The sequence below is a fragment of the Pectobacterium sp. HCp5_1 genome, assembly GCF_032905925.1.
Taxonomy (GTDB): domain Bacteria; phylum Pseudomonadota; class Gammaproteobacteria; order Enterobacterales; family Enterobacteriaceae; genus Pectobacterium; species Pectobacterium brasiliense_A.
In genome coordinates this window covers 17,018-34,360 of sequence record NZ_JAUMIO010000019.1, presented here as the reverse complement: position 1 = coordinate 34,360, position 17,343 = coordinate 17,018, and the positions used below count along the sequence as shown (strand labels likewise).

Genomic DNA, 17,343 nt, shown 5'->3' with positions numbered 1-17,343 from the left:
CGACTATGCTGCATCGCCTGTGGACGTTGATTATTAAGGAGCTGCAATCGCTGCTGCGCGATCCGCAAACGCGCTCCATTCTGGTGCTGCCCGTTATTCTTCAGGTTTCCCTGTTTCCTTTCGCCGCGACGCTCGACGTAACCAACGCGACCATTGCGATTTACAGCGAAGACAACGGCCCCCATGCGATAGAACTGACGCAGCGCTTTGCCAAAGCGAAATCCTTTTCTCACGTGCTGATGCTGCATAATTCGCAGGATATTGCACCGACGTTAGATAATCAGCACGCGCTTCTCATTCTGCGCTTCCCGCCGCAGTTCTCACGCGATATCGCCAGTGGGAACAGCACGTCGCTCCAGCTTATTCTCGACGGCAGACGCTCAAATAGCGCACAGATCGCCGCTAACGATGTACAACACATCGTGCGGGATTATCAGTTGGAGTTGCTGGCGGCCAGGCCGGTTCAAAGCGGCGCGAATCAGAGCTCTTCCAATCCAAACAACAGCGAGCTGGTGGTACGTCACTGGTATAACCCGAATCTGGATTACAAATGGTTTGTCGTGCCGTCGCTGATTGCCATGATCGCCACTATCGGTGTGCTGATTGTCACAGCGCTTTCCGTGGCACGCGAACGGGAACAGGGTACGCTGGAACAACTGCTGGTTTCGCCGCTGTCCACCAGCCAGATCTTTATTGGCAAAGCCGTGCCCGCGCTGATTGTCGCCACGTTTCAGGCCACGATCGCACTGCTGGCGGGCATCCTAATTTACCATATCCCCTTCGCCGGATCGCTGCTGCTGTTTTACACCACGATGCTCATCTACGGCCTGTCGCTGGTGGGCTTCGGTCTGCTGATTTCTTCGCTATGCTCAACGCAGCAGCAGGCGTTTATCGGCGTGTTCGTCTTCCTGATGCCCGCGATTCTGCTTTCCGGCTATGTGTCGCCGGTTGAGAACATGCCGATCTGGTTGCAGCACCTCACCTGGGTTAACCCGATTCGTCACTTCACCGACATCACCAAGCAGATTTACCTCAAGGACGCGGATTTCAGCATTATCTGGGGCAGTCTATGGCCGCTGTTCATCATCACGCTAACCACCGGCTCGGCGGCCTACGCGATTTTTAGACGGAATATTGCGTAATAGCAGGTAAGGGAAAAAGATAACCAAGTGGCGTAAAAATTGTGCTGAGGTGACGTGACCGCCGTGTGAGTGGCAGGACGCCGCGAAAGCCAGTGCCGCGTCGGGAACGCGTCACTGGCGGCACGAATAGCGGTCACGAGCGCTGAAGGCACCGCGTAGCGGCACAATTAACGCCAAACAGCCAGAGGTCAAGGAGCTGCGGCAACTGAGCGCTCCTTGTCGGGCGTGTGATTAGGCACAAAAAACGCTATGTTTGACACGCCCGAAACCTTTGCACTGATTCACATAACGCAGTAAAGCATTTAGGTTACAGCCTTGTCCTCAACGACGATTACCGAAAATACGCAGCAGCATCAGGAACAGGTTGATGAAGTCGAGGTACAGGGTCAACGCGCCCACGATGGAGTATTTACGGAAGCTGTCTTTGTCATCAACGGACAACTGCTCGCCGATATTTTTCAGCTTCTGGGTGTCATACGCGGTCAAGCCGACAAACACCACCACACCGATATAGGTTACTGCCCACATCAGCGCTTCGCTTTTCAGCCACAGGTTCACCAGCGAAGCCAACACAATTCCGATCAGCGCCATAAACAGCATGCTGCCGAAGCCGCTCAAATCACGCTTCGTGGTGTAGCCGTACAGGCTCATTGCGCCGAACATCCCTGCCGTAATAACAAAGGTGCTGGCGATGGATTCACCGGAGTACATAATGAAAATGCTGGAGAGCGTCAGCCCCGTCAGCGCCGAATAGAGCATAAACAGCGACGTGGCGACCGTACCGCTCAGGCGCTGTACCATGCCTGAAATCACAAAGACCAGCCCCAGTTGGGCAATGATCAGGCCGAAGAACGTGATCTGGCTGGAGAAAACAAAGTTCAGTACGGCGGGCGTATTCGCCGCGTACCACGAGACGAACGCCGTCAACAGCAGGCCGCAGGTCATCCAGCCATAAACCTGTGCCATATAGGCCTGAAGACCAGACTGCGAGCGTTCAACGATTGAACCCGAGCGTGGATATCTGTCCATGATGTTACCTTTGCATAAAGTTATCTGATTAACGCGGCGCAAACCGCCCGTTTGAGGAAAGGACACTAAAAAACGCCTTCCCCGCATCCTTTTATCCTAACACAGAAATGGACTACCAGCGCTGCGCGGCCTGCTTATCACTGTCGCGTGATTCCACCCAGCGTTCGCCTTCCGGCGTCGCTTCCCGCTTCCAGAATGGCGCGCGGGTTTTCAGGTAATCCATAATAAATTGGGCGGCATCAAACGCCGCGCTACGGTGAGCGGCACTGACGCCAACGAACACAATTTCATCGCCCGGATAGAGTGCGCCCACCCGATGAATCACGCTTACACGCGGCAGTTCCCAGCGCTCGCGTGCCAGTTCGACAATCTCTGCCAGTGCCTTTTCCGTCATGCCGGGATAGTGTTCCAGCGTCAACGCGCTAACGTCTTTCGCCAGATTGTGGTTACGCACCTTACCGGTGAACGTCACGACCGCGCCGTCTTCATCACACTGCGCCAGCCACTGATATTCATCACCTACGTTGAAGTTCTCTTCGCCGACCCGAATACGCGTCTCTGCCACGATCAACCTCCCGTTACCGGTGGGAAAAACGCCACTTCATCGCCGTCCTGTAACGGATGCGTGAGCTCAACCAACGACTGGTTCACCGCAGCCAGCAATTTGCCGGACTCCAGCGCCAGCGCCCAGCGTGCGCCGCGTTGGCATAGCGCCTGCCGGACGTCTTCTACGGTGGCATACTCGGCAGGCAGTGACAGGCTGTCTGTCTCTATCAGTTCACGGACTTGTGCAAAAAACAGAATCTTGATCATGCGCCCTCCGCCATAAAGTCGCCGGATTTGCCGCCGCTTTTCGCCAGCAAACGCACCGGACCAATCACCATGTCTTTCTGCACGGCCTTGCACATATCATAGATGGTCAGCGCGGCGACGGAGGCCGCCGTCAGCGCTTCCATCTCCACGCCGGTTTTCCCCGTCAGACGACACACGGATTCAATGCGAACCCGATTGTGCTCCGGCTGCGCTTCCAGCTCGACAGCAACTTTGCTCAGCAGCAGCGGATGACAAAGCGGAATCAGTTCCCAGGTGCGTTTCGCCGCCTGAATGCCGGCGATGCGTGCGGTGGCGAACACATCGCCCTTGTGGTGGCTGCCGGCAATAATCATTGCCAGCGTCTGCGGTGCCATTTCAACGAAGGCTTCCGCGCGGGCTTCGCGTACAGTTTCAACTTTGGCGGACACATCCACCATCGCAGCTTCACCAGCGGCGTTAATGTGGGTCAATTGTGGCTTAGATGATGACATAATTAATAAGGCTTACCGTTAAGAGGTTTTTTTCACGTGCGGGTAAAAATTGCACGGCTTCTGGCGCGCATCCAGCTGTTCCTGAATGATGCGTTCCCATGCGGTGCGACAGGCGCGAGTCGAACCCGGCATGGCGAAAATCACCGTCTGGTTAGCCAGACCGGCAAGCGCACGGGATTGCAGCGTCGCCGTACCAATATCTTCGTACGACACCATGCGAAACAGCTCGCCGAAACCTTCAATTTCCCGATCGAACAAGACGCCAATGGCTTCCGGCACCACATCTCCTGCGGTAAAGCCCGTTCCGCCATTAATCAAAATGCCCTGCACCCCGTCGCTGGCAATCCACGCCGAGACCCGTGCCCGAATCTGGTACAGGTTCTCTTTCACGATGGCGCTGTCGACGATGCGGTGCCCCGCAGACTGCGCCGCTTCGCGCAAATAGTCGCCGGAGGTGTCATCTTCCGCCGTACGGCGTTCGGAAACGGTCAGAACCGCAAGATTGAGAGAAACAAATTCGCTGCTGACTTTGCTCATGTCAGGCTCCTTTAAGAATCAGTGATGTCGCGGATTAACCGCCGATAAATGACAGGTTTTGCGTGATGCCGCTATTCCCTTCATGCAGGAAGTGGGTCTGCTTCTTCGTCGATAATCCACCCGAGATACGCATTTTCAAATCATCGAGGTGACGATCGTCGGCCAGTAAATCGCGCAGTGGGATACCCTGTTCGCCAAAGAGACACAGGTGAAGATTCCCTATGGCCGAGACTCGCAGGCGGTTGCAGCTCAGGCAGAAATCTTTCTCATACGGCATAATCAGCCCGATTTCGCCCTGATAGTCAGGATGGCTGAACACCTGCGCGGGACCGTCGCTGCGTGCGCGTTGCTGCTGCTGCCAACCTTGCTGCAGTAGTTGCTGGCGGATCACCTCGCCGGAAACGTGGTGGCGGCGAAACAGATCGCCTCCTTCTCCGGTTTCCATCAGCTCAATAAAGCGTAGTTGAATCGGGCGGTGTTTAATCCAGTCGAGAAAGGTTTGCAGGCTGCCCGCGTTCACATCACGCATCAGCACCGTGTTAACTTTGACCTTGGCAAAGCCACAGTCAAAGGCAGCGTCGATGCCGTCCATCACCTGCCGGAATTTGTCCTGCCCGGTAATGGCGTGAAACTGGCGTGCATCCAGACTGTCCACGCTCACGTTCAGCGCCGTTAGCCCCGCATCGCGCCACTGTGCGACATCCCGCGCAAGGCGATAACCGTTGGTCGTGACCGCCAGCGTGCGAATCGCGGAATTTTCACGAATGGCTGCGATGATATCGACAAAGTCACGGCGCAAAGACGGCTCGCCACCGGTGAGGCGGACTTTTTCCGTCCCTAATTCGGCAAAGGCGCGGCTGACGCGACGAATTTCATCGAGTGATAAAAAGCGATGTGGATTAGTGCCATTGGCCTGATAACCATCCGGCAGACAGTAGGTACAGCGAAAATTGCAGACGTCTGTGATAGACAGACGCAAATAGTAGAACTTGCGCGCAAACGCATCAGTCAGTTGACTCACCATAAACACCTTTCCAAATTCGGGAGATGCAGGCATTTCTGCCTCGCACCCTGGTGACCGCGAAGGCCACGGCCAGGGCACCGTATCACACGCACTACGCGCATCACTTAGGCACCAAGGCTAGGAGTTTGATTCCACTCAGTTATCCGTTAAACAGCAGCGAGATAACCGGTCAGGAATCGTGATTTCATTAAGCAGTCTACTGCGAAAAAGCACAGTCAACCACTCTCAAAATCGGTATATAAATAAATATATAGCGAATTTTCAATATCTTATGGTGTACAGCATACGGAAAAATACGCGGCAGAAATTGTCTCAGGTCATGCCTGCGTGAGGATTTTTCGCGTTTTAAGGTGAAATCAGCTACCTTAGCGACAATTCTTATACCCTAAATAATTCAAGTTTCAGGCAGGCGGCAAGAGAAGGCATCCCGATGAGCTTACTCAGGTAAGTGATTCGGGTGACTTAGTGCAGCCAACGCACATGCAACTTGAAGTATGACGGGTATACACGTTATTCATATTCCTCTGACTCATTCATAAGGTTTTCTATGCGCAATCGCACGTTGGCCGACCTCGACAGGGTTGTCGCACTCGGAGGTGGACACGGTTTAGGTCGTGTGATGTCTTCGCTCTCTTCCCTGGGTTCACGGCTAACCGGCATTGTCACGACGACAGATAACGGCGGCTCGACTGGCCGCATCCGTCGTTCTGAAGGCGGTATTGCCTGGGGCGATACCCGCAACTGCCTGAATCAACTCATTACGACGCCCAGCGTGGCATCTGCGATGTTTGAGTATCGGTTTAACGGTAACGGGGAACTGGCCGGACACAATCTGGGTAATTTGATGCTGAAAGCGCTCGACCACCTGAGCGTGCGACCGCTAGAAGCCATTAACCTGATTCGCAACCTGCTCAAAGTGGACGCTTTTTTAATTCCGATGTCCGAACATCCTGTCGATTTGATGGCAATTGATGAACAGGGCAACCCCGTTTATGGTGAAGTCGAGATCGATCAGTTGGCAGCCTTGCCACAGGATTTGATGCTGTACCCGACGGTGCAGGCCACGCGCGAGGCGATTGATGCCATCGCCAAAGCTGACCTGATTTTGATTGGTCCCGGCAGCTTTCTGACCAGCCTGATGCCGCTGTTGCTGCTGGATGATCTGACACAGGCACTCCGCCGCACGCCCGCGCCCATGGTGTACATCGGCAATCTGGGCAATGAGCAGAGCAACCCCGCAGCCCGCCTGACGCTGGTGGAGAAGCTATCCTGGATTGAACACAAGGTAGGGAAACCCGTGGTTGATGCTGCGATTGTCGGTCCAAAAGTCGATATCAGCCAGATTGGCGACCGACTGGTCGTGCAGCAGGCGCTGGCAGCAGAAGATGTTCCTCACCATCACGACCGTGAGTTACTGCGCCAGGCCATCGATCGTGCGCTACAGCTGTTGGGCTCTCAACCCCGCAACCACGGCGTATAAGTCACGCCAATCAGAATGCCTTCGGGACTCAGGAAACGCGTGACCTGCTGTCCCCAAGGCTCAAGACGATTTTCCACCAGCAACACATAGCCTTGCGCTTTCAGCGTGCTGGTCGCTTCCACCATGTCAGTCACTTCGAACTCCAGCCAGCTTTGCGGTTCAGGCAGATCCGTAGGCCAACTTCCATGCCCGAAACAAGACTCGCTAGCCTGTGACAGCGGCCAGAGCGCGAAATGCTTTACGCCCTCCATCTCATCGCTCACCAGATAGTCGCTCCCTTCCGCAACGGGCTTCAGCGGCAACTTCAGCGTATCAACATAGAGCGCATGGCTGGCAGAAAGGGATTTCACGATCGGTCCGAAACCCGCCACAAACAGCACTTCTACACCCGGTATAGTCTGATCCATCATTGATCCTCAGTGAGCGTTTGCATCGTTAAGATACAGCGATAAATTGTGCGCGCAGTGCTTGTACTTCATCGCGTAGCGCGGCTGCCTCTTCAAATTCAAGGTTCTGCGCGTGCGTCAACATCTTGCTTTCCAACTCGCGGATTTTCAGCTCCAGCGCCTTCGGCGTCATAAGTTCATAGCGTGCTGCTGGCTCTGCCGCTTTACGATTACCACGCCCTTTGCCTTTGTTCGTCGGCTGCCCCAACTGCAGGATATCGGAAATCTTCTTATTGATTCCCTGCGGCACAATGCCGTGCTCGGTGTTGTAGGCTTCCTGCTTCTCGCGGCGACGCTCCGTTTCACCAATCGCTTTCGCCATTGATGCCGTAATCTTATCGCCGTAGAGAATGGCTTTGCCGCGCAAGTTACGTGCCGCACGGCCAATTGTCTGGATCAGGGAACGTTCAGAGCGCAGGAAGCCCTCTTTATCGGCATCCAGAATCGCCACCAGCGACACTTCAGGCATATCCAGTCCTTCACGCAGCAGGTTGATACCCACCAGCACGTCAAACTCACCAAGGCGCAAATCGCGGATGATTTCCACACGTTCGACGGTATCGATATCCGAGTGCAGATAACGTACCCGCTCGCCGTGCTCTTCCAGATACTCCGTCAGGTCTTCCGCCATTCGCTTGGTCAGCGTGGTGACCAGTACCCGTTCGTTAATCGCGGCACGCAGGCGAATTTCGGAGAGCAGATCGTCCACCTGTGTTGCGACAGGCCGCACTTCGATGATGGGATCGAGCAATCCGGTGGGACGCACCACCTGATCGATCACTTCACCGCCCGATTTTTCCAATTCATAATTACCCGGCGTCGCAGACACGTAGATCGTCTGTGGAGCCAGCGCTTCAAATTCTTCAAATTTCATCGGTCGGTTATCCAGCGCCGAAGGCAGCCGGAAACCGTATTCGACCAGCGTCTCTTTACGCGCGCGGTCACCGCGATACATACCGCCGATCTGAGGAACGGTGACGTGGGATTCATCGATGACCAGCAGTCCGTCTGCAGGCAGATAGTCAAACAGCGTCGGTGGCGGCTCGCCGGGACCGCGACCAGAAAGGTAGCGCGAGTAGTTTTCGATACCGGAGCAGTAACCCAGTTCGTTCATCATCTCCAAATCAAACTGCGTGCGCTGACTCAGCCGCTGCTCTTCCACCAGTTTGTCATTGGCCAGTAGCACCTTTTTACGGTCAGCCAGTTCAACCTTGATGTCTTCCATCGCCTGCAAAATACGCTCACGCGGCGTGACGTAGTGCGTTTTCGGATAAATGGTATAGCGCGGCACCGTCTGGAGGACATGCCCCGTCAGCGGGTCAAACAGCGACAGCCGCTCCACTTCCTCATCGAACAGTTCAACACGCAGCGCGATTTCGTCAGATTCCGCGGGGAAGATATCGATCACCTCACCACGCACGCGGAACGTACCGCGCTGAAACGCCTGATCGTTGCGGGCATACTGTAATTCGGCCAGACGTCGCAAAATAGCACGCTGGTCAATCAGCATCCCCTGCGTCAGGTGCAACATCATTTTCAGATAGAGATCGGGATCGCCCAGACCGTAGATCGCGGACACCGAAGCCACGACGATCACATCGCGCCGCTCCAGCAGCGCTTTTGTCGCGGAAAGACGCATCTGTTCGATATGTTCGTTAACCGATGCGTCTTTTTCGATGAAGGTATCCGAGCTTGGAACGTAGGCTTCTGGCTGATAATAGTCGTAGTACGACACGAAGTACTCGACGGCATTATCAGGAAAGAATTCTTTCATTTCGCCATACAGCTGAGCTGCCAGCGTTTTATTCGGTGCCAACATCATCGTCGGCCGATTGAGGTCGGCAATCACGTTGGCGATCGTGAACGTCTTACCTGAACCTGTTACCCCGAGCAGCGTTTGGTGCGCTAACCCGTCTTCCAGACCCTCTTTTAAACGACGAATGGCCTCAGGCTGATCGCCTGCCGGTTTAAAGTCGGAATTCAGTGTAAATACTTTACTCATCGTTAAGCACGCTACTTATCGTTATTACCCATCGCGCAATGCGATGTTCGTGGGTGGATGCTCGGAGGCAGGTAAAAGGCACAGACTGACGATTTCAGGCACGGCAGCGAGGTGTCATCGTCATCCCTCGTCGTACCGTTATCACCCTGACAGCGATAACACTGACAGTGTGCGACACACGATGCTTTATTTTGAATGCCAATGACGAAATTCGCCACCGCAATGATACTGGATATAAAAACAGCATCAAGGAAATTATCGCTGGATTGGATGATTAATCGACAAATGAATTTCCTAGCACATTCATATTCAATCTACCAGATAAAATCATCATCATTTATCCCCAGATTTGGTAAAAATGTAACATGCGGGGATGCACGATGACGTTAATTTATGCAACTACGTCCCATTGATGTTCAAGACGCTTGATTTTACTTAAGCATATGATAACAAATAGATTAGCAAAACCGTGGAGAATAGCGTCAACCTGGCGACAACCCGCGCCAGCTCTCGGTTAGGGCGCGTTGTCTATCCATAATACACATAGTTATCCACAGAAATGGTGGATAACTCCCACAACTCCGCATCAGCACTGAGTTAGAGAAATACCCGCTTCATTCGCTATTCCCCCTGATATGGATTTTCTTCACACTCTTTCTGTGATTTATCGCATAAGTATTAGACGGAAAAAGACTAAAAACAGCAGAGGGCTAAATCTCAACAATTCAGGCATAGCGGGGAGTTAGGGGAAAACTCAAGAAGGTTTTAGCTATTAATCGGCTTGAAAATGTAGGTTTTATGCTCATGAAACAGATGCCAGTAAAAAATAACAAAAACCAGTGCTTGATTAAACACAGGCGAAGGTTAGCAAAAATGATTACTCCGCTAATAACCCAATATCAACGTACTGCCCCAAATTATGCCGCTGAAGATCCGATACATAAGGAATTTCGCCCAGCATCGGCGCGGGCAGGCGCTGTTGCAACGTTTGCAGATACGGCTGGTGCCATTTTCCGGGTGGCGTGATGTCATTAGCAATCCAGCCGCCAAGTCGCAGGCCCGCGTGTTGAATGGCGTGGGCCGTTAACATCGCGTGGTTGATACAACCCAGCTTGATGCCGACCACCAAAATCACGGGAAGCTGTTCTTGAACCACCCAGTCAGCAAACGTATCCTGCTCTGACAGCGGCGTAAACCACCCGCCAGCGCCTTCGACCAGCAGCCAATCTGCCTGTGTTTCTAATGCCCGTAGCCCTGCGGACAACGCGGGGAGATGGATAGGCCGCTGCTCCACCGCACTGATAATATGCGGTGACGTCGGCTCCATAAACGCCAGCGGGTTCACCGCCTGATACTCTAGCCGGACGCTGCTATTGGCCTGAAGCGCCAGCGCATCGCTGTTGCGAATGCCGTCGGCCGTCATTTCACAGCCGGACGCCACGGGTTTATAACCTGCGGTGCGGTATCCTGCCTGATTCGCTGCCTGAAGCAGCGCCGTACTCGCAACCGTTTTCCCAACTTCGGTATCCGTACCCGTCACAAACCAGCGCTCAATCACGATAAATCACTCCATAAACCAGTTGATAGCTGAGCGGGTAGCCGCCCTGTTCTTGCGGATAATGAGCAGACAATGCCGCCAGACGTGTCCGGCTCAATAGCCCCGGCGTACGCCCTTCGTGCAGCCAGGTCGCGCCAATCCCCTTCAGCGATTTCATCAACGTCAATACATCGGGAAAAAGGCAGACTTCACGTTCTTGTACTAAATGATGCCGGTAAGGCTGACAGGCCGCATCGATAGCGGAGAGCGGCAGAAAGCGATTCGTCCGCTGTGTGCCGTCCAGCCGCTGCCACGCCTGTGACAGTTCGCTTAAGGAGCCGTCCGCCAGCGTCGCAAACGCAATCACGCCCCCCGGTCGTGTAACCCGATACAGCTCGGCCAGCGCACGCGGTAACGAGTCGCACCACTGCACAGCCAGATTGCTATAGCTGATATCCACACAGCCATCCGCCAGCGGCAGATTTTCGATATCCCCTTCCTGGTAGCAGTCTGCTGCATCCAGTTCACGGGCATACGCCAGCATGTCTACCGATAAATCCAGTGCGGTCACATAGTGACCAGCCTGACGCCAGTGGCGGCTAAAATGCCCAGTTCCGCACCCCGCATCCAGCACCTGTAGACCGCCGTGCGGCGGCATTAATGCCAGCAGACGTTCTCCGCTGGTACGTTGCAGCTCGGCAAAGCGATCGTAACACCCCGCCGCACGCCCAAACGCCTGCGCAATCGCCTGCTTGTTATAGTTTTCTGTCAGCATGGTGCAATACCGTAAGCAAGCGACTGATATCTTCCGGCTGATGTTCCGCCGTTAGCGTAATCCGCAGACGCGCGCTGCCGACAGGCACTGTCGGCGGACGCATCGCACTGACCCGCACGCCCTGTTCACGCAGATGGCTCATCAGGGCCATTGCCCGCGCGTTCTCACCGACAATCAGCGGCTGAATCGCACTCTGTGAATCCATCAGTTGATAGGTGGAGTTGGAAAAACCTGCGCGGAACTGTGCGATGTTGCGTTGTAGCGCCTCGCGCCGCGCGTCGCCCTGTCGGACACAGTTAACTGCCGTACTCAGCGCACAGGCCTGTGCGGCAGGCATCGAGGTGCTGTAAATCAAATGACGAGCGAATTGCAGGAAATACTCGGCCAGCGGTTCCGCGCACAGTACCGCCGCGCCGCTCACACCGAACGCCTTGCCAAACGTGACAATCAGCAGTTCGGGTTTAACGCCCTGCTGCCAACAGCTGCCGCGACCTTCATCACCCAGCACGCCAATCCCGTGTGCATCGTCCACCATCAGCCAGGCATCGTGCGCTCGGCACTGAGCTTGCAGCGCCGACAGCGGTGCGGTATCGCCATCCATGCTGAAAACGCCTTCGGTCACCACCAGCGTCTGACCGCCCGTCGGTTTTTCCAGCAGCGCTTGCAGGCTATCGACCTGATTGTGTTTAAAGCGGCGCAGCATCGCGGGCGACTGTGCAGCCGCTTCCAGCAGTGAAGCGTGGCTGAGTTTATCGGCGAAAATACGGTCTTCCGCCTGTGCCAGCGCAGCCACCACCGCCTGATTCGCGGCATAGCCAGAGATAAACAGCAGCGCGCGCGGGTAGCCCAGCCAGTCGGCAAGCTGATTTTCCAGCGCGGCATGGGCATCGGTATACCCCGTCACATGCCCGGAACCGCCGCTGCCAATACCGTATTGTTCAGCGCCCTGCTGCCAGGCGCGCACAATCTCTGGGTGGTGACTCAGCCCCAGATAGTCGTTGCTGGAAAAATTCAGGTAGCAGCGGTCGCCCTGCATCAGCCAGCGCCCGCTACCGCCTTGATTCACCCGCCGCACACGGTAGGCATCATCGCGCTGGCGTTGTACCAGCGCGGCGTCAATACGTTGCTGCCAGCTCATGATGCAGTACACCTTGCCCGACGGTTTGCAGGCTGGACGTTATACCGCAGCATTATAAAACTGCTCGCTATCGGCGTTAATCAGCTGTTCCGCCAACCGCTGTTGCTGTTGGTTATCCCCGTACTCGGTCCCCGTCTGCTGCGGATTCAGACCTAATTTGAGGAACAGCGCCAGATCCTTGTCTTCTTTCGGGTTTGGCGTGGTAAGCAGTTTGCAGCCGTAGAAAATGGAGTTCGCACCGGCCATAAAGCACATTGCCTGCGTTTGCTCGCTCATCTGCTCGCGTCCGGCAGACAGGCGCACATAGGAGGCCGGCATCATGATACGCGCAACGGCAATAGTCCGAATGAAATCAAACGGATCGACATCATCGTTATCCGCCAGCGGCGTACCTTTCACTTTCACCAGCATGTTGATCGGCACGCTTTCCGGCGGCGTCGGCAGGTTAGCCAGTTGCACCAGCAGCCCGGCGCGGTCGCGCACGGTTTCCCCCAACCCAACGATGCCACCCGAGCAAACTTTAATGCCCGCGCCGCGCACTTTATCCAGCGTATCCAGACGCTCCTGATAGGTGCGGGTCGTGATGATGCTGCCGTAAAATTCCGGTGAGGTATCGAGGTTATGGTTATAGAAATCCAGTCCGGCAGAGGCCAGACGCTCGGCCTGATCGTTGTGCAGCGTCCCCAGCGTCATGCAGGTTTCCATTCCCATCGCTTTCACGCCTTGCACCATCTGTTCCAGATACGGCATGTCACGCTCGTGCGGATTTTTCCACGCAGCCCCCATACAAAAGCGCGTCGATCCTGCGGCTTTCGCCTGACGGGCCGACTCCAGCACCTGTTCAACCTGCATCAGGCGTTCAGTATCAATCCCGGTACGGTAGCGGGAACTTTGCGGACAATACTTACAGTCCTCAGGGCAGGAACCGGTTTTGATCGACAGTAGCGTACTAACCTGCACCTGACGGGGATCAAAATGCTGACGGTGGATCTGCTGCGCTTCAAACATCAGTTCCAGAAAGGGTTTATTAAATAAGTCTTGCGCTTGCTCAAGCGTCCAGTACATGCGGTCAGCCACTTCGGCATCTCCAAACTAAAAACGTTTCGCCAGTGTAAATTAACCCGATATACTGTCAACCAGATAGAATCTATTTTGGTTTACGAAAGATCATCATGAGCCCGGAAGACATTGCTTTTGACCAGCGCCACATTTGGCATCCCTACACCTCAATGACCGAACCGCTGCCCTGCTATCCGGTCGTATCGGCCAGCGGCGTCGAGCTTCAGTTGGATGACGGATGTCGCCTGATTGACGGTATGTCATCGTGGTGGGCAGCGATTCACGGTTACAACCATCCAACGATCAATCAGGCAGTACAGGCTCAGCTCAGCCAGATGTCGCACGTGATGTTTGGCGGGATCACCCATCCGGCGGCGGTGGCGCTGTGCCGCCAACTGGTGGACATCACGCCGGATGCGCTGGAATGCGTGTTTCTGGCGGATTCCGGCTCGGTAGCCGTCGAAGTGGCAATGAAAATGGCGCTGCAATATTGGCAAGCACGCGGTGAAACCCGTCAGCGCTTTCTCACCCTGCGTCATGGCTATCACGGCGACACCTTCGGTGCGATGTCCGTGTGCGATCCGCAAAATTCGATGCACAGCTTGTATCAGGGCTATCTGCCGACTCACCTATTTATCGATGCGCCGCCATGCGCCGCGATCAACGAAGGCGGTTTTACCGACGACTGGCAGGAAGCGGATATCGCGCCGCTCCAGTCGATGCTGTCAGCGCACGCCCATGAGATTGCGGCCGTGATTCTGGAACCCATCGTACAAGGCGCGGGCGGGATGCGCTTTTATCATCCAGCCTATCTGCGTCGGGTTCGGGAACTGTGCGATCAATGGGGGATCTTGCTGATTGCCGATGAGATCGCGACCGGATTTGGCCGCACTGGCAAGCTGTTTGCCTGCGAACATGCGGGGATTTCACCCGATATTATGTGTCTGGGGAAAGCGCTTACCGGCGGCTATATGACGCTCTCCGCCACGCTGACCACTCGGATAGTTGCGGAAACCATCAGCAACGGCGCGGCAGGCTGTTTTATGCACGGCCCTACATTTATGGGCAATCCACTCGCCTGCGCGGCAGCCAATGCCAGTTTATCGCTGCTGGCGGAGAACCGCTGGCAGCAGCAGGTCAAACAGATTGAACGACAGCTGCGAGAAGCGCTGCAACCCTGCGCGAATTCGCCGCTGGTGGCGAACGTTCGCGTACTGGGCTCTATCGGCGTGGTGGAAACACAGCGTCCGGTTAATATGGCGCGGCTACAGCGTTTCTTCGTCGAGCGCGGCGTGTGGATTCGTCCCTTTGGCCGACTCATTTATCTGATGCCGCCGTTTATCATTCAGCCTGATGAACTGCGTAAGCTGACCGATGCGGTCTGTGCCGCGATTCGTGATGAACGGCTATTTGACTGACTACATATTTGTATCGAAGTATTTGGCTCAATAAAGGCTTGAGTGCGGCACGTTTGCTGTCGCCCTCAGGCCATTCACCCCATATCCCCTGCTATGTGTTGCTGTATAACGTTAGCAATGTGCGCTGTAGCACGTAAATTCCATTAGCGTTATGATAATCCCCTCAGCTAATCAGGAATTTCCCATGCGTAATACGTTCATCGTGTGCTGGCAGTATTTACGCGCTTTCGCATTGATTTATCTCTGCCTGCTGGCAGGCAATGCGGTATCCGCGTTACTTCCGTTCACTATCCCCGGCAGTATCATCGGCATGCTGGTCTTGTTCATCCTTCTCGCCTCGCAAATTCTGCCCGCGCAGTGGGTAAAACCAGGTTGCCACCTGCTTATTCGTCACATGGCGCTGCTGTTCGTCCCAATCGGCGTCGGCGTGATGAATTATTACGATCTGGTCAGCCAACAGTTTGGCCCTATCGTCGTTTCCTGCCTGATCAGTACCTTTATTGTGATGTTGGTTGTGGGTTTCAGTACCCAGATAATGCAGCGTGAACGAGCCGTGGCTGGCGATCGTACGCCGCCGAAGGATAATGAATAATGTTCAGCTATTTGTGGTGGTCGCTTCCCCTCACTCTGATTGTCTTTTTCGCCGCGCGTAAACTGGCCGTGCTGACCCGGATTTCCCTGTTGAACCCGCTGCTGGTGTCGATGGCGATTATTATTCCGCTGCTGCTGGTATTGAAGATTCCCTACGAGCACTATTTTCAGGGCAGTAAAGTCCTTAACGATCTGCTGCAACCGGCGGTGGTCGCGCTGGCGTTCCCGCTTTATGAACAGCTGCACCAAATTCGCGCGCGCTGGAAGTCGATCATCAGCGTGTGCTTCATCGGCAGCCTGACCGCCATTATCTCCGGCACGCTGGTAGCGCTGTGGATGGGCGCTTCACCAGAAATCGCGGCCTCGGTGCTGCCTAAATCCGTCACCACGCCGATTGCGATGGCCGTCGCCAGCTCGATTGGCGGGATTCCGGCTATCAGCGCCGTCTGCGTGATTTTTGTCGGTATTCTCGGCGCAGTCTTAGGCCACAGTGTGTTCAACCGCCTCGGTATTAAAACTAAAGCCGCGCGTGGGCTGTCGATGGGCACCGCCTCACACGCACTCGGAACGGCGCGCTGTGCGGAAGTTGATTATCAGGAAGGCGCATTCAGTTCGCTGGCGCTGGTCATCTGCGGGATCATCACGTCGCTAATTGCGCCGCTCATCTTCCCTCTACTCTTGCACGTCGCTGGCTGAATCTAGCGGGGGGATGGTGCGTGCCTCGCACCGCCCCGCCATAAAATTGAGATACATCTCGCATTTAACAGTTAATTTGCATTCCTTTCATTCAACAAAGAGATTTTGATCACAATTTATTGCTACTCTGCTCCCTAACATGACGTCATTGACGGGTAAAAAGAGTACGCCGATATGCATCCACGATTTGAAAACGCCTTCCAGCAATTACCTGCCAGTCTGCAAGCCGCGATCGGTCCCTTGATCGATAAACCCGATTTCGCCGCCATGCTCACCGCAGATGACGTGAATGCCGTCTGCGAAGCCAGCCAGCTAGACGCCGACACGTTGGCCTTTGCGCTATTGCCTCTGGCCGCTGCCTGCGCACAAGCGCCTATCTCGAATTTTCAGGTTGGCGCAATTGCGCAAGGGCTCAGTGGCAATTTCTACTTTGGTGCCAACATGGAGTTCAGCGCGGTTCAGTTGCAGCAAACGGTGCATGCCGAACAAAGCGCTGTCAGCCACGCCTGGATGCGCAATGAGCGTGGATTGCGAGCCGTGACCGTGAACTACACGCCATGCGGCCACTGTCGTCAGTTTATGAATGAATTGCGTAATGCAGCGTCGCTGCGCATTCAATTGCCGGGTCGCCAGCCTGCGGTGCTCAGCCACTATCTGCCGGATTCCTTTGGCCCCGTCGATCTGCACATCGATACCTTACTGATGGATGACGTCAACCACGGCGCAACCTTGCAGAATGTGAACGCGCTTGCACGTCTGGCTCTGGATGCCGCCAACCGTAGCCACGCGCCCTATAGCAAAGCCATCAGCGGCATTGCGCTGGAAACCTCAAGTGGCAACATTTATACCGGACGCTACGCAGAAAATGCGGCATTTAACCCGAGCCTGCCGCCTTTGCAAGTTGCATTGAATCTGATGAACCTTGCTGGTGACGCTCCGTGCACCATTAAACACGCGGCTGTCGTTGAGCGTCGCCATGCGGTTGTCAGCCACTGGGCCATTTCGCAAATTATGCTGGCTGAATTGGGCTGTACCGACATTGAACATCACTTTATTGAGGAATAACGGCAGAGGTCAGCACAGGATTTCAGCAAAGAGAAGTGTGAGAAACGAGAGGTGAATCGATAAAGCCTGCATTTTGACTAAGATGCAAGCCATCTGTAAC

Annotated in this window: 18 protein-coding genes and 1 riboswitch; of the genes, 6 read left to right on the top strand and 12 right to left on the bottom strand. The window is 54.9% G+C overall.

Annotated features, from left to right (window positions below):
• The first annotated feature begins 5 nt into the window (after positions 1–5).
• Complete coding sequence (locus tag Q3A88_RS14005; RefSeq protein WP_317178125.1) at positions 6–1,142, top strand: ABC transporter permease; 1,137 nt, start codon at positions 6–8, stop codon at positions 1,140–1,142.
• A 321-nt stretch (positions 1,143–1,463) separates the two neighbouring features.
• On the opposite strand, the gene Q3A88_RS14000 is transcribed toward Q3A88_RS14005, so the two are convergent.
• The 6 genes from Q3A88_RS14000 to moaA all read right to left on the bottom strand — a co-directional run bounded on the left by Q3A88_RS14000 (position 1,464) and on the right by moaA (position 5,036).
• The gene (locus Q3A88_RS14000; RefSeq protein WP_010297658.1) at positions 1,464–2,171 is read right to left on the bottom strand and encodes a Bax inhibitor-1 family protein; all 708 of its coding nucleotides are present in this window, start codon (positions 2,169–2,171) and stop codon (positions 1,464–1,466) included.
• A gap of 112 nt (positions 2,172–2,283) precedes the next feature.
• Positions 2,284–2,736: a molybdopterin synthase catalytic subunit MoaE gene (gene moaE, locus Q3A88_RS13995; RefSeq protein WP_010280927.1), complete on the bottom strand. Its 453-nt coding sequence runs from the start codon at positions 2,734–2,736 to the stop codon at positions 2,284–2,286.
• 2 nt (positions 2,737–2,738) lie between these two features.
• On the bottom strand, positions 2,739–2,984 hold the full coding sequence (gene moaD, locus Q3A88_RS13990) for a molybdopterin synthase sulfur carrier subunit (RefSeq protein ID WP_010280925.1): 246 nt from the start codon (positions 2,982–2,984) through the stop codon (positions 2,739–2,741).
• Positions 2,981–3,475, bottom strand: coding sequence for a cyclic pyranopterin monophosphate synthase MoaC (gene moaC / locus Q3A88_RS13985; protein WP_205592650.1), 495 nt, complete (start codon positions 3,473–3,475; stop codon positions 2,981–2,983). The genes moaD and moaC overlap by 4 nt, the downstream gene beginning before the upstream one ends.
• A gap of 18 nt (positions 3,476–3,493) precedes the next feature.
• The gene (moaB, locus tag Q3A88_RS13980) at positions 3,494–4,012 is read right to left on the bottom strand and encodes a molybdenum cofactor biosynthesis protein B (protein ID WP_317178124.1); all 519 of its coding nucleotides are present in this window, start codon (positions 4,010–4,012) and stop codon (positions 3,494–3,496) included.
• 34 nt (positions 4,013–4,046) lie between these two features.
• Positions 4,047–5,036, bottom strand: coding sequence for a GTP 3',8-cyclase MoaA (gene moaA, locus Q3A88_RS13975; RefSeq protein ID WP_317178123.1), 990 nt, complete (start codon positions 5,034–5,036; stop codon positions 4,047–4,049).
• Positions 5,024–5,172: riboswitch (molybdenum cofactor riboswitch) on the bottom strand. It overlaps the preceding gene by 13 nt.
• A 411-nt stretch (positions 5,173–5,583) precedes the next feature.
• On the opposite strand from moaA, the gene yvcK reads away from it, so the two are divergent.
• Entirely contained in the window at positions 5,584–6,516 is a 933-nt protein-coding gene (gene yvcK, locus Q3A88_RS13970; protein WP_039518982.1) for a uridine diphosphate-N-acetylglucosamine-binding protein YvcK, read from the top strand.
• Here the strand turns inward: yvcK and Q3A88_RS13965 are convergent.
• From Q3A88_RS13965 to bioB, 6 genes are all read right to left on the bottom strand, one after another.
• The gene (locus Q3A88_RS13965; protein WP_233990678.1) at positions 6,492–6,923 is read right to left on the bottom strand and encodes a glyoxalase; all 432 of its coding nucleotides are present in this window, start codon (positions 6,921–6,923) and stop codon (positions 6,492–6,494) included. The two genes, yvcK and Q3A88_RS13965, sit on opposite strands and share 25 nt — an antisense overlap.
• A 28-nt stretch (positions 6,924–6,951) precedes the next feature.
• Positions 6,952–8,964, bottom strand: a complete 2,013-nt coding sequence (gene uvrB, locus Q3A88_RS13960) for an excinuclease ABC subunit UvrB (RefSeq protein ID WP_010280912.1) — start codon at positions 8,962–8,964, stop codon at positions 6,952–6,954.
• Between the two features lie 877 nt (positions 8,965–9,841).
• A complete protein-coding gene (gene bioD, locus Q3A88_RS13955; RefSeq protein ID WP_233990632.1) occupies positions 9,842–10,522 on the bottom strand; it encodes a dethiobiotin synthase in 681 nt (226 codons plus the stop codon).
• Positions 10,515–11,276: a malonyl-ACP O-methyltransferase BioC gene (bioC, locus tag Q3A88_RS13950; RefSeq protein WP_039469331.1), complete on the bottom strand. Its 762-nt coding sequence runs from the start codon at positions 11,274–11,276 to the stop codon at positions 10,515–10,517. Before bioC ends, bioD begins: the two co-directional genes overlap by 8 nt.
• Entirely contained in the window at positions 11,257–12,414 is a 1,158-nt protein-coding gene (gene bioF / locus Q3A88_RS13945; RefSeq protein WP_317178122.1) for an 8-amino-7-oxononanoate synthase, read from the bottom strand. The genes bioC and bioF overlap by 20 nt, the downstream gene beginning before the upstream one ends.
• Positions 12,415–12,453: 39 nt before the next feature.
• Complete coding sequence (gene bioB / locus Q3A88_RS13940; RefSeq protein WP_010280900.1) at positions 12,454–13,491, bottom strand: biotin synthase BioB; 1,038 nt, start codon at positions 13,489–13,491, stop codon at positions 12,454–12,456.
• A gap of 95 nt (positions 13,492–13,586) precedes the next feature.
• Here bioB and bioA point away from each other — a divergent pair, with 95 nt between their 5' ends.
• The 4 genes from bioA (at position 13,587) to cdd (ending at position 17,243) form a co-directional block, all read left to right on the top strand.
• Positions 13,587–14,891, top strand: coding sequence for an adenosylmethionine--8-amino-7-oxononanoate transaminase (gene bioA / locus Q3A88_RS13935; RefSeq protein ID WP_317178121.1), 1,305 nt, complete (start codon positions 13,587–13,589; stop codon positions 14,889–14,891).
• Between the two features lie 184 nt (positions 14,892–15,075).
• On the top strand, positions 15,076–15,483 hold the full coding sequence (locus tag Q3A88_RS13930) for a CidA/LrgA family protein (protein ID WP_014914903.1): 408 nt from the start codon (positions 15,076–15,078) through the stop codon (positions 15,481–15,483).
• The gene (locus Q3A88_RS13925) at positions 15,483–16,178 is read left to right on the top strand and encodes a CidB/LrgB family autolysis modulator (protein ID WP_014914902.1); all 696 of its coding nucleotides are present in this window, start codon (positions 15,483–15,485) and stop codon (positions 16,176–16,178) included. The genes Q3A88_RS13930 and Q3A88_RS13925 overlap by 1 nt, the downstream gene beginning before the upstream one ends.
• A 174-nt stretch (positions 16,179–16,352) precedes the next feature.
• Positions 16,353–17,243 carry a cytidine deaminase gene (gene cdd / locus Q3A88_RS13920; RefSeq protein WP_233990638.1) on the top strand — a complete coding sequence of 297 codons (891 nt, stop codon included), beginning with the start codon at positions 16,353–16,355 and terminating at the stop codon, positions 17,241–17,243.
• Positions 17,244–17,343: the final 100 nt, after the last annotated feature.

Bases quoted from the DNA above. Each gene is read 5' to 3' on its own strand.
- Q3A88_RS14005 (WP_317178125.1), top strand. From the start codon at position 6: ATGCTGCATCGCCTGTGGACGTTGATTATTAAGGAGCTGCAATCGCTG.
- Q3A88_RS14000 (WP_010297658.1), bottom strand. From the start codon at position 2,171: ATGGACAGATATCCACGCTCGGGTTCAATCGTTGAACGCTCGCAGTCT.
- moaD (WP_010280925.1), bottom strand. From the start codon at position 2,984: ATGATCAAGATTCTGTTTTTTGCACAAGTCCGTGAACTGATAGAGACA.
- moaC (WP_205592650.1), bottom strand. From the start codon at position 3,475: ATGTCATCATCTAAGCCACAATTGACCCACATTAACGCCGCTGGTGAA.
- moaB (WP_317178124.1), bottom strand. From the start codon at position 4,012: ATGAGCAAAGTCAGCAGCGAATTTGTTTCTCTCAATCTTGCGGTTCTG.
- moaA (WP_317178123.1), bottom strand. From the start codon at position 5,036: ATGGTGAGTCAACTGACTGATGCGTTTGCGCGCAAGTTCTACTATTTG.
- yvcK (WP_039518982.1), top strand. From the start codon at position 5,584: ATGCGCAATCGCACGTTGGCCGACCTCGACAGGGTTGTCGCACTCGGA.
- Q3A88_RS13965 (WP_233990678.1), bottom strand. From the start codon at position 6,923: ATGGATCAGACTATACCGGGTGTAGAAGTGCTGTTTGTGGCGGGTTTC.
- uvrB (WP_010280912.1), bottom strand. From the start codon at position 8,964: ATGAGTAAAGTATTTACACTGAATTCCGACTTTAAACCGGCAGGCGAT.
- bioC (WP_039469331.1), bottom strand. From the start codon at position 11,276: ATGCTGACAGAAAACTATAACAAGCAGGCGATTGCGCAGGCGTTTGGG.
- bioF (WP_317178122.1), bottom strand. From the start codon at position 12,414: ATGAGCTGGCAGCAACGTATTGACGCCGCGCTGGTACAACGCCAGCGC.
- bioA (WP_317178121.1), top strand. From the start codon at position 13,587: ATGAGCCCGGAAGACATTGCTTTTGACCAGCGCCACATTTGGCATCCC.
- Q3A88_RS13930 (WP_014914903.1), top strand. From the start codon at position 15,076: ATGCGTAATACGTTCATCGTGTGCTGGCAGTATTTACGCGCTTTCGCA.
- Q3A88_RS13925 (WP_014914902.1), top strand. From the start codon at position 15,483: ATGTTCAGCTATTTGTGGTGGTCGCTTCCCCTCACTCTGATTGTCTTT.
- cdd (WP_233990638.1), top strand. From the start codon at position 16,353: ATGCATCCACGATTTGAAAACGCCTTCCAGCAATTACCTGCCAGTCTG.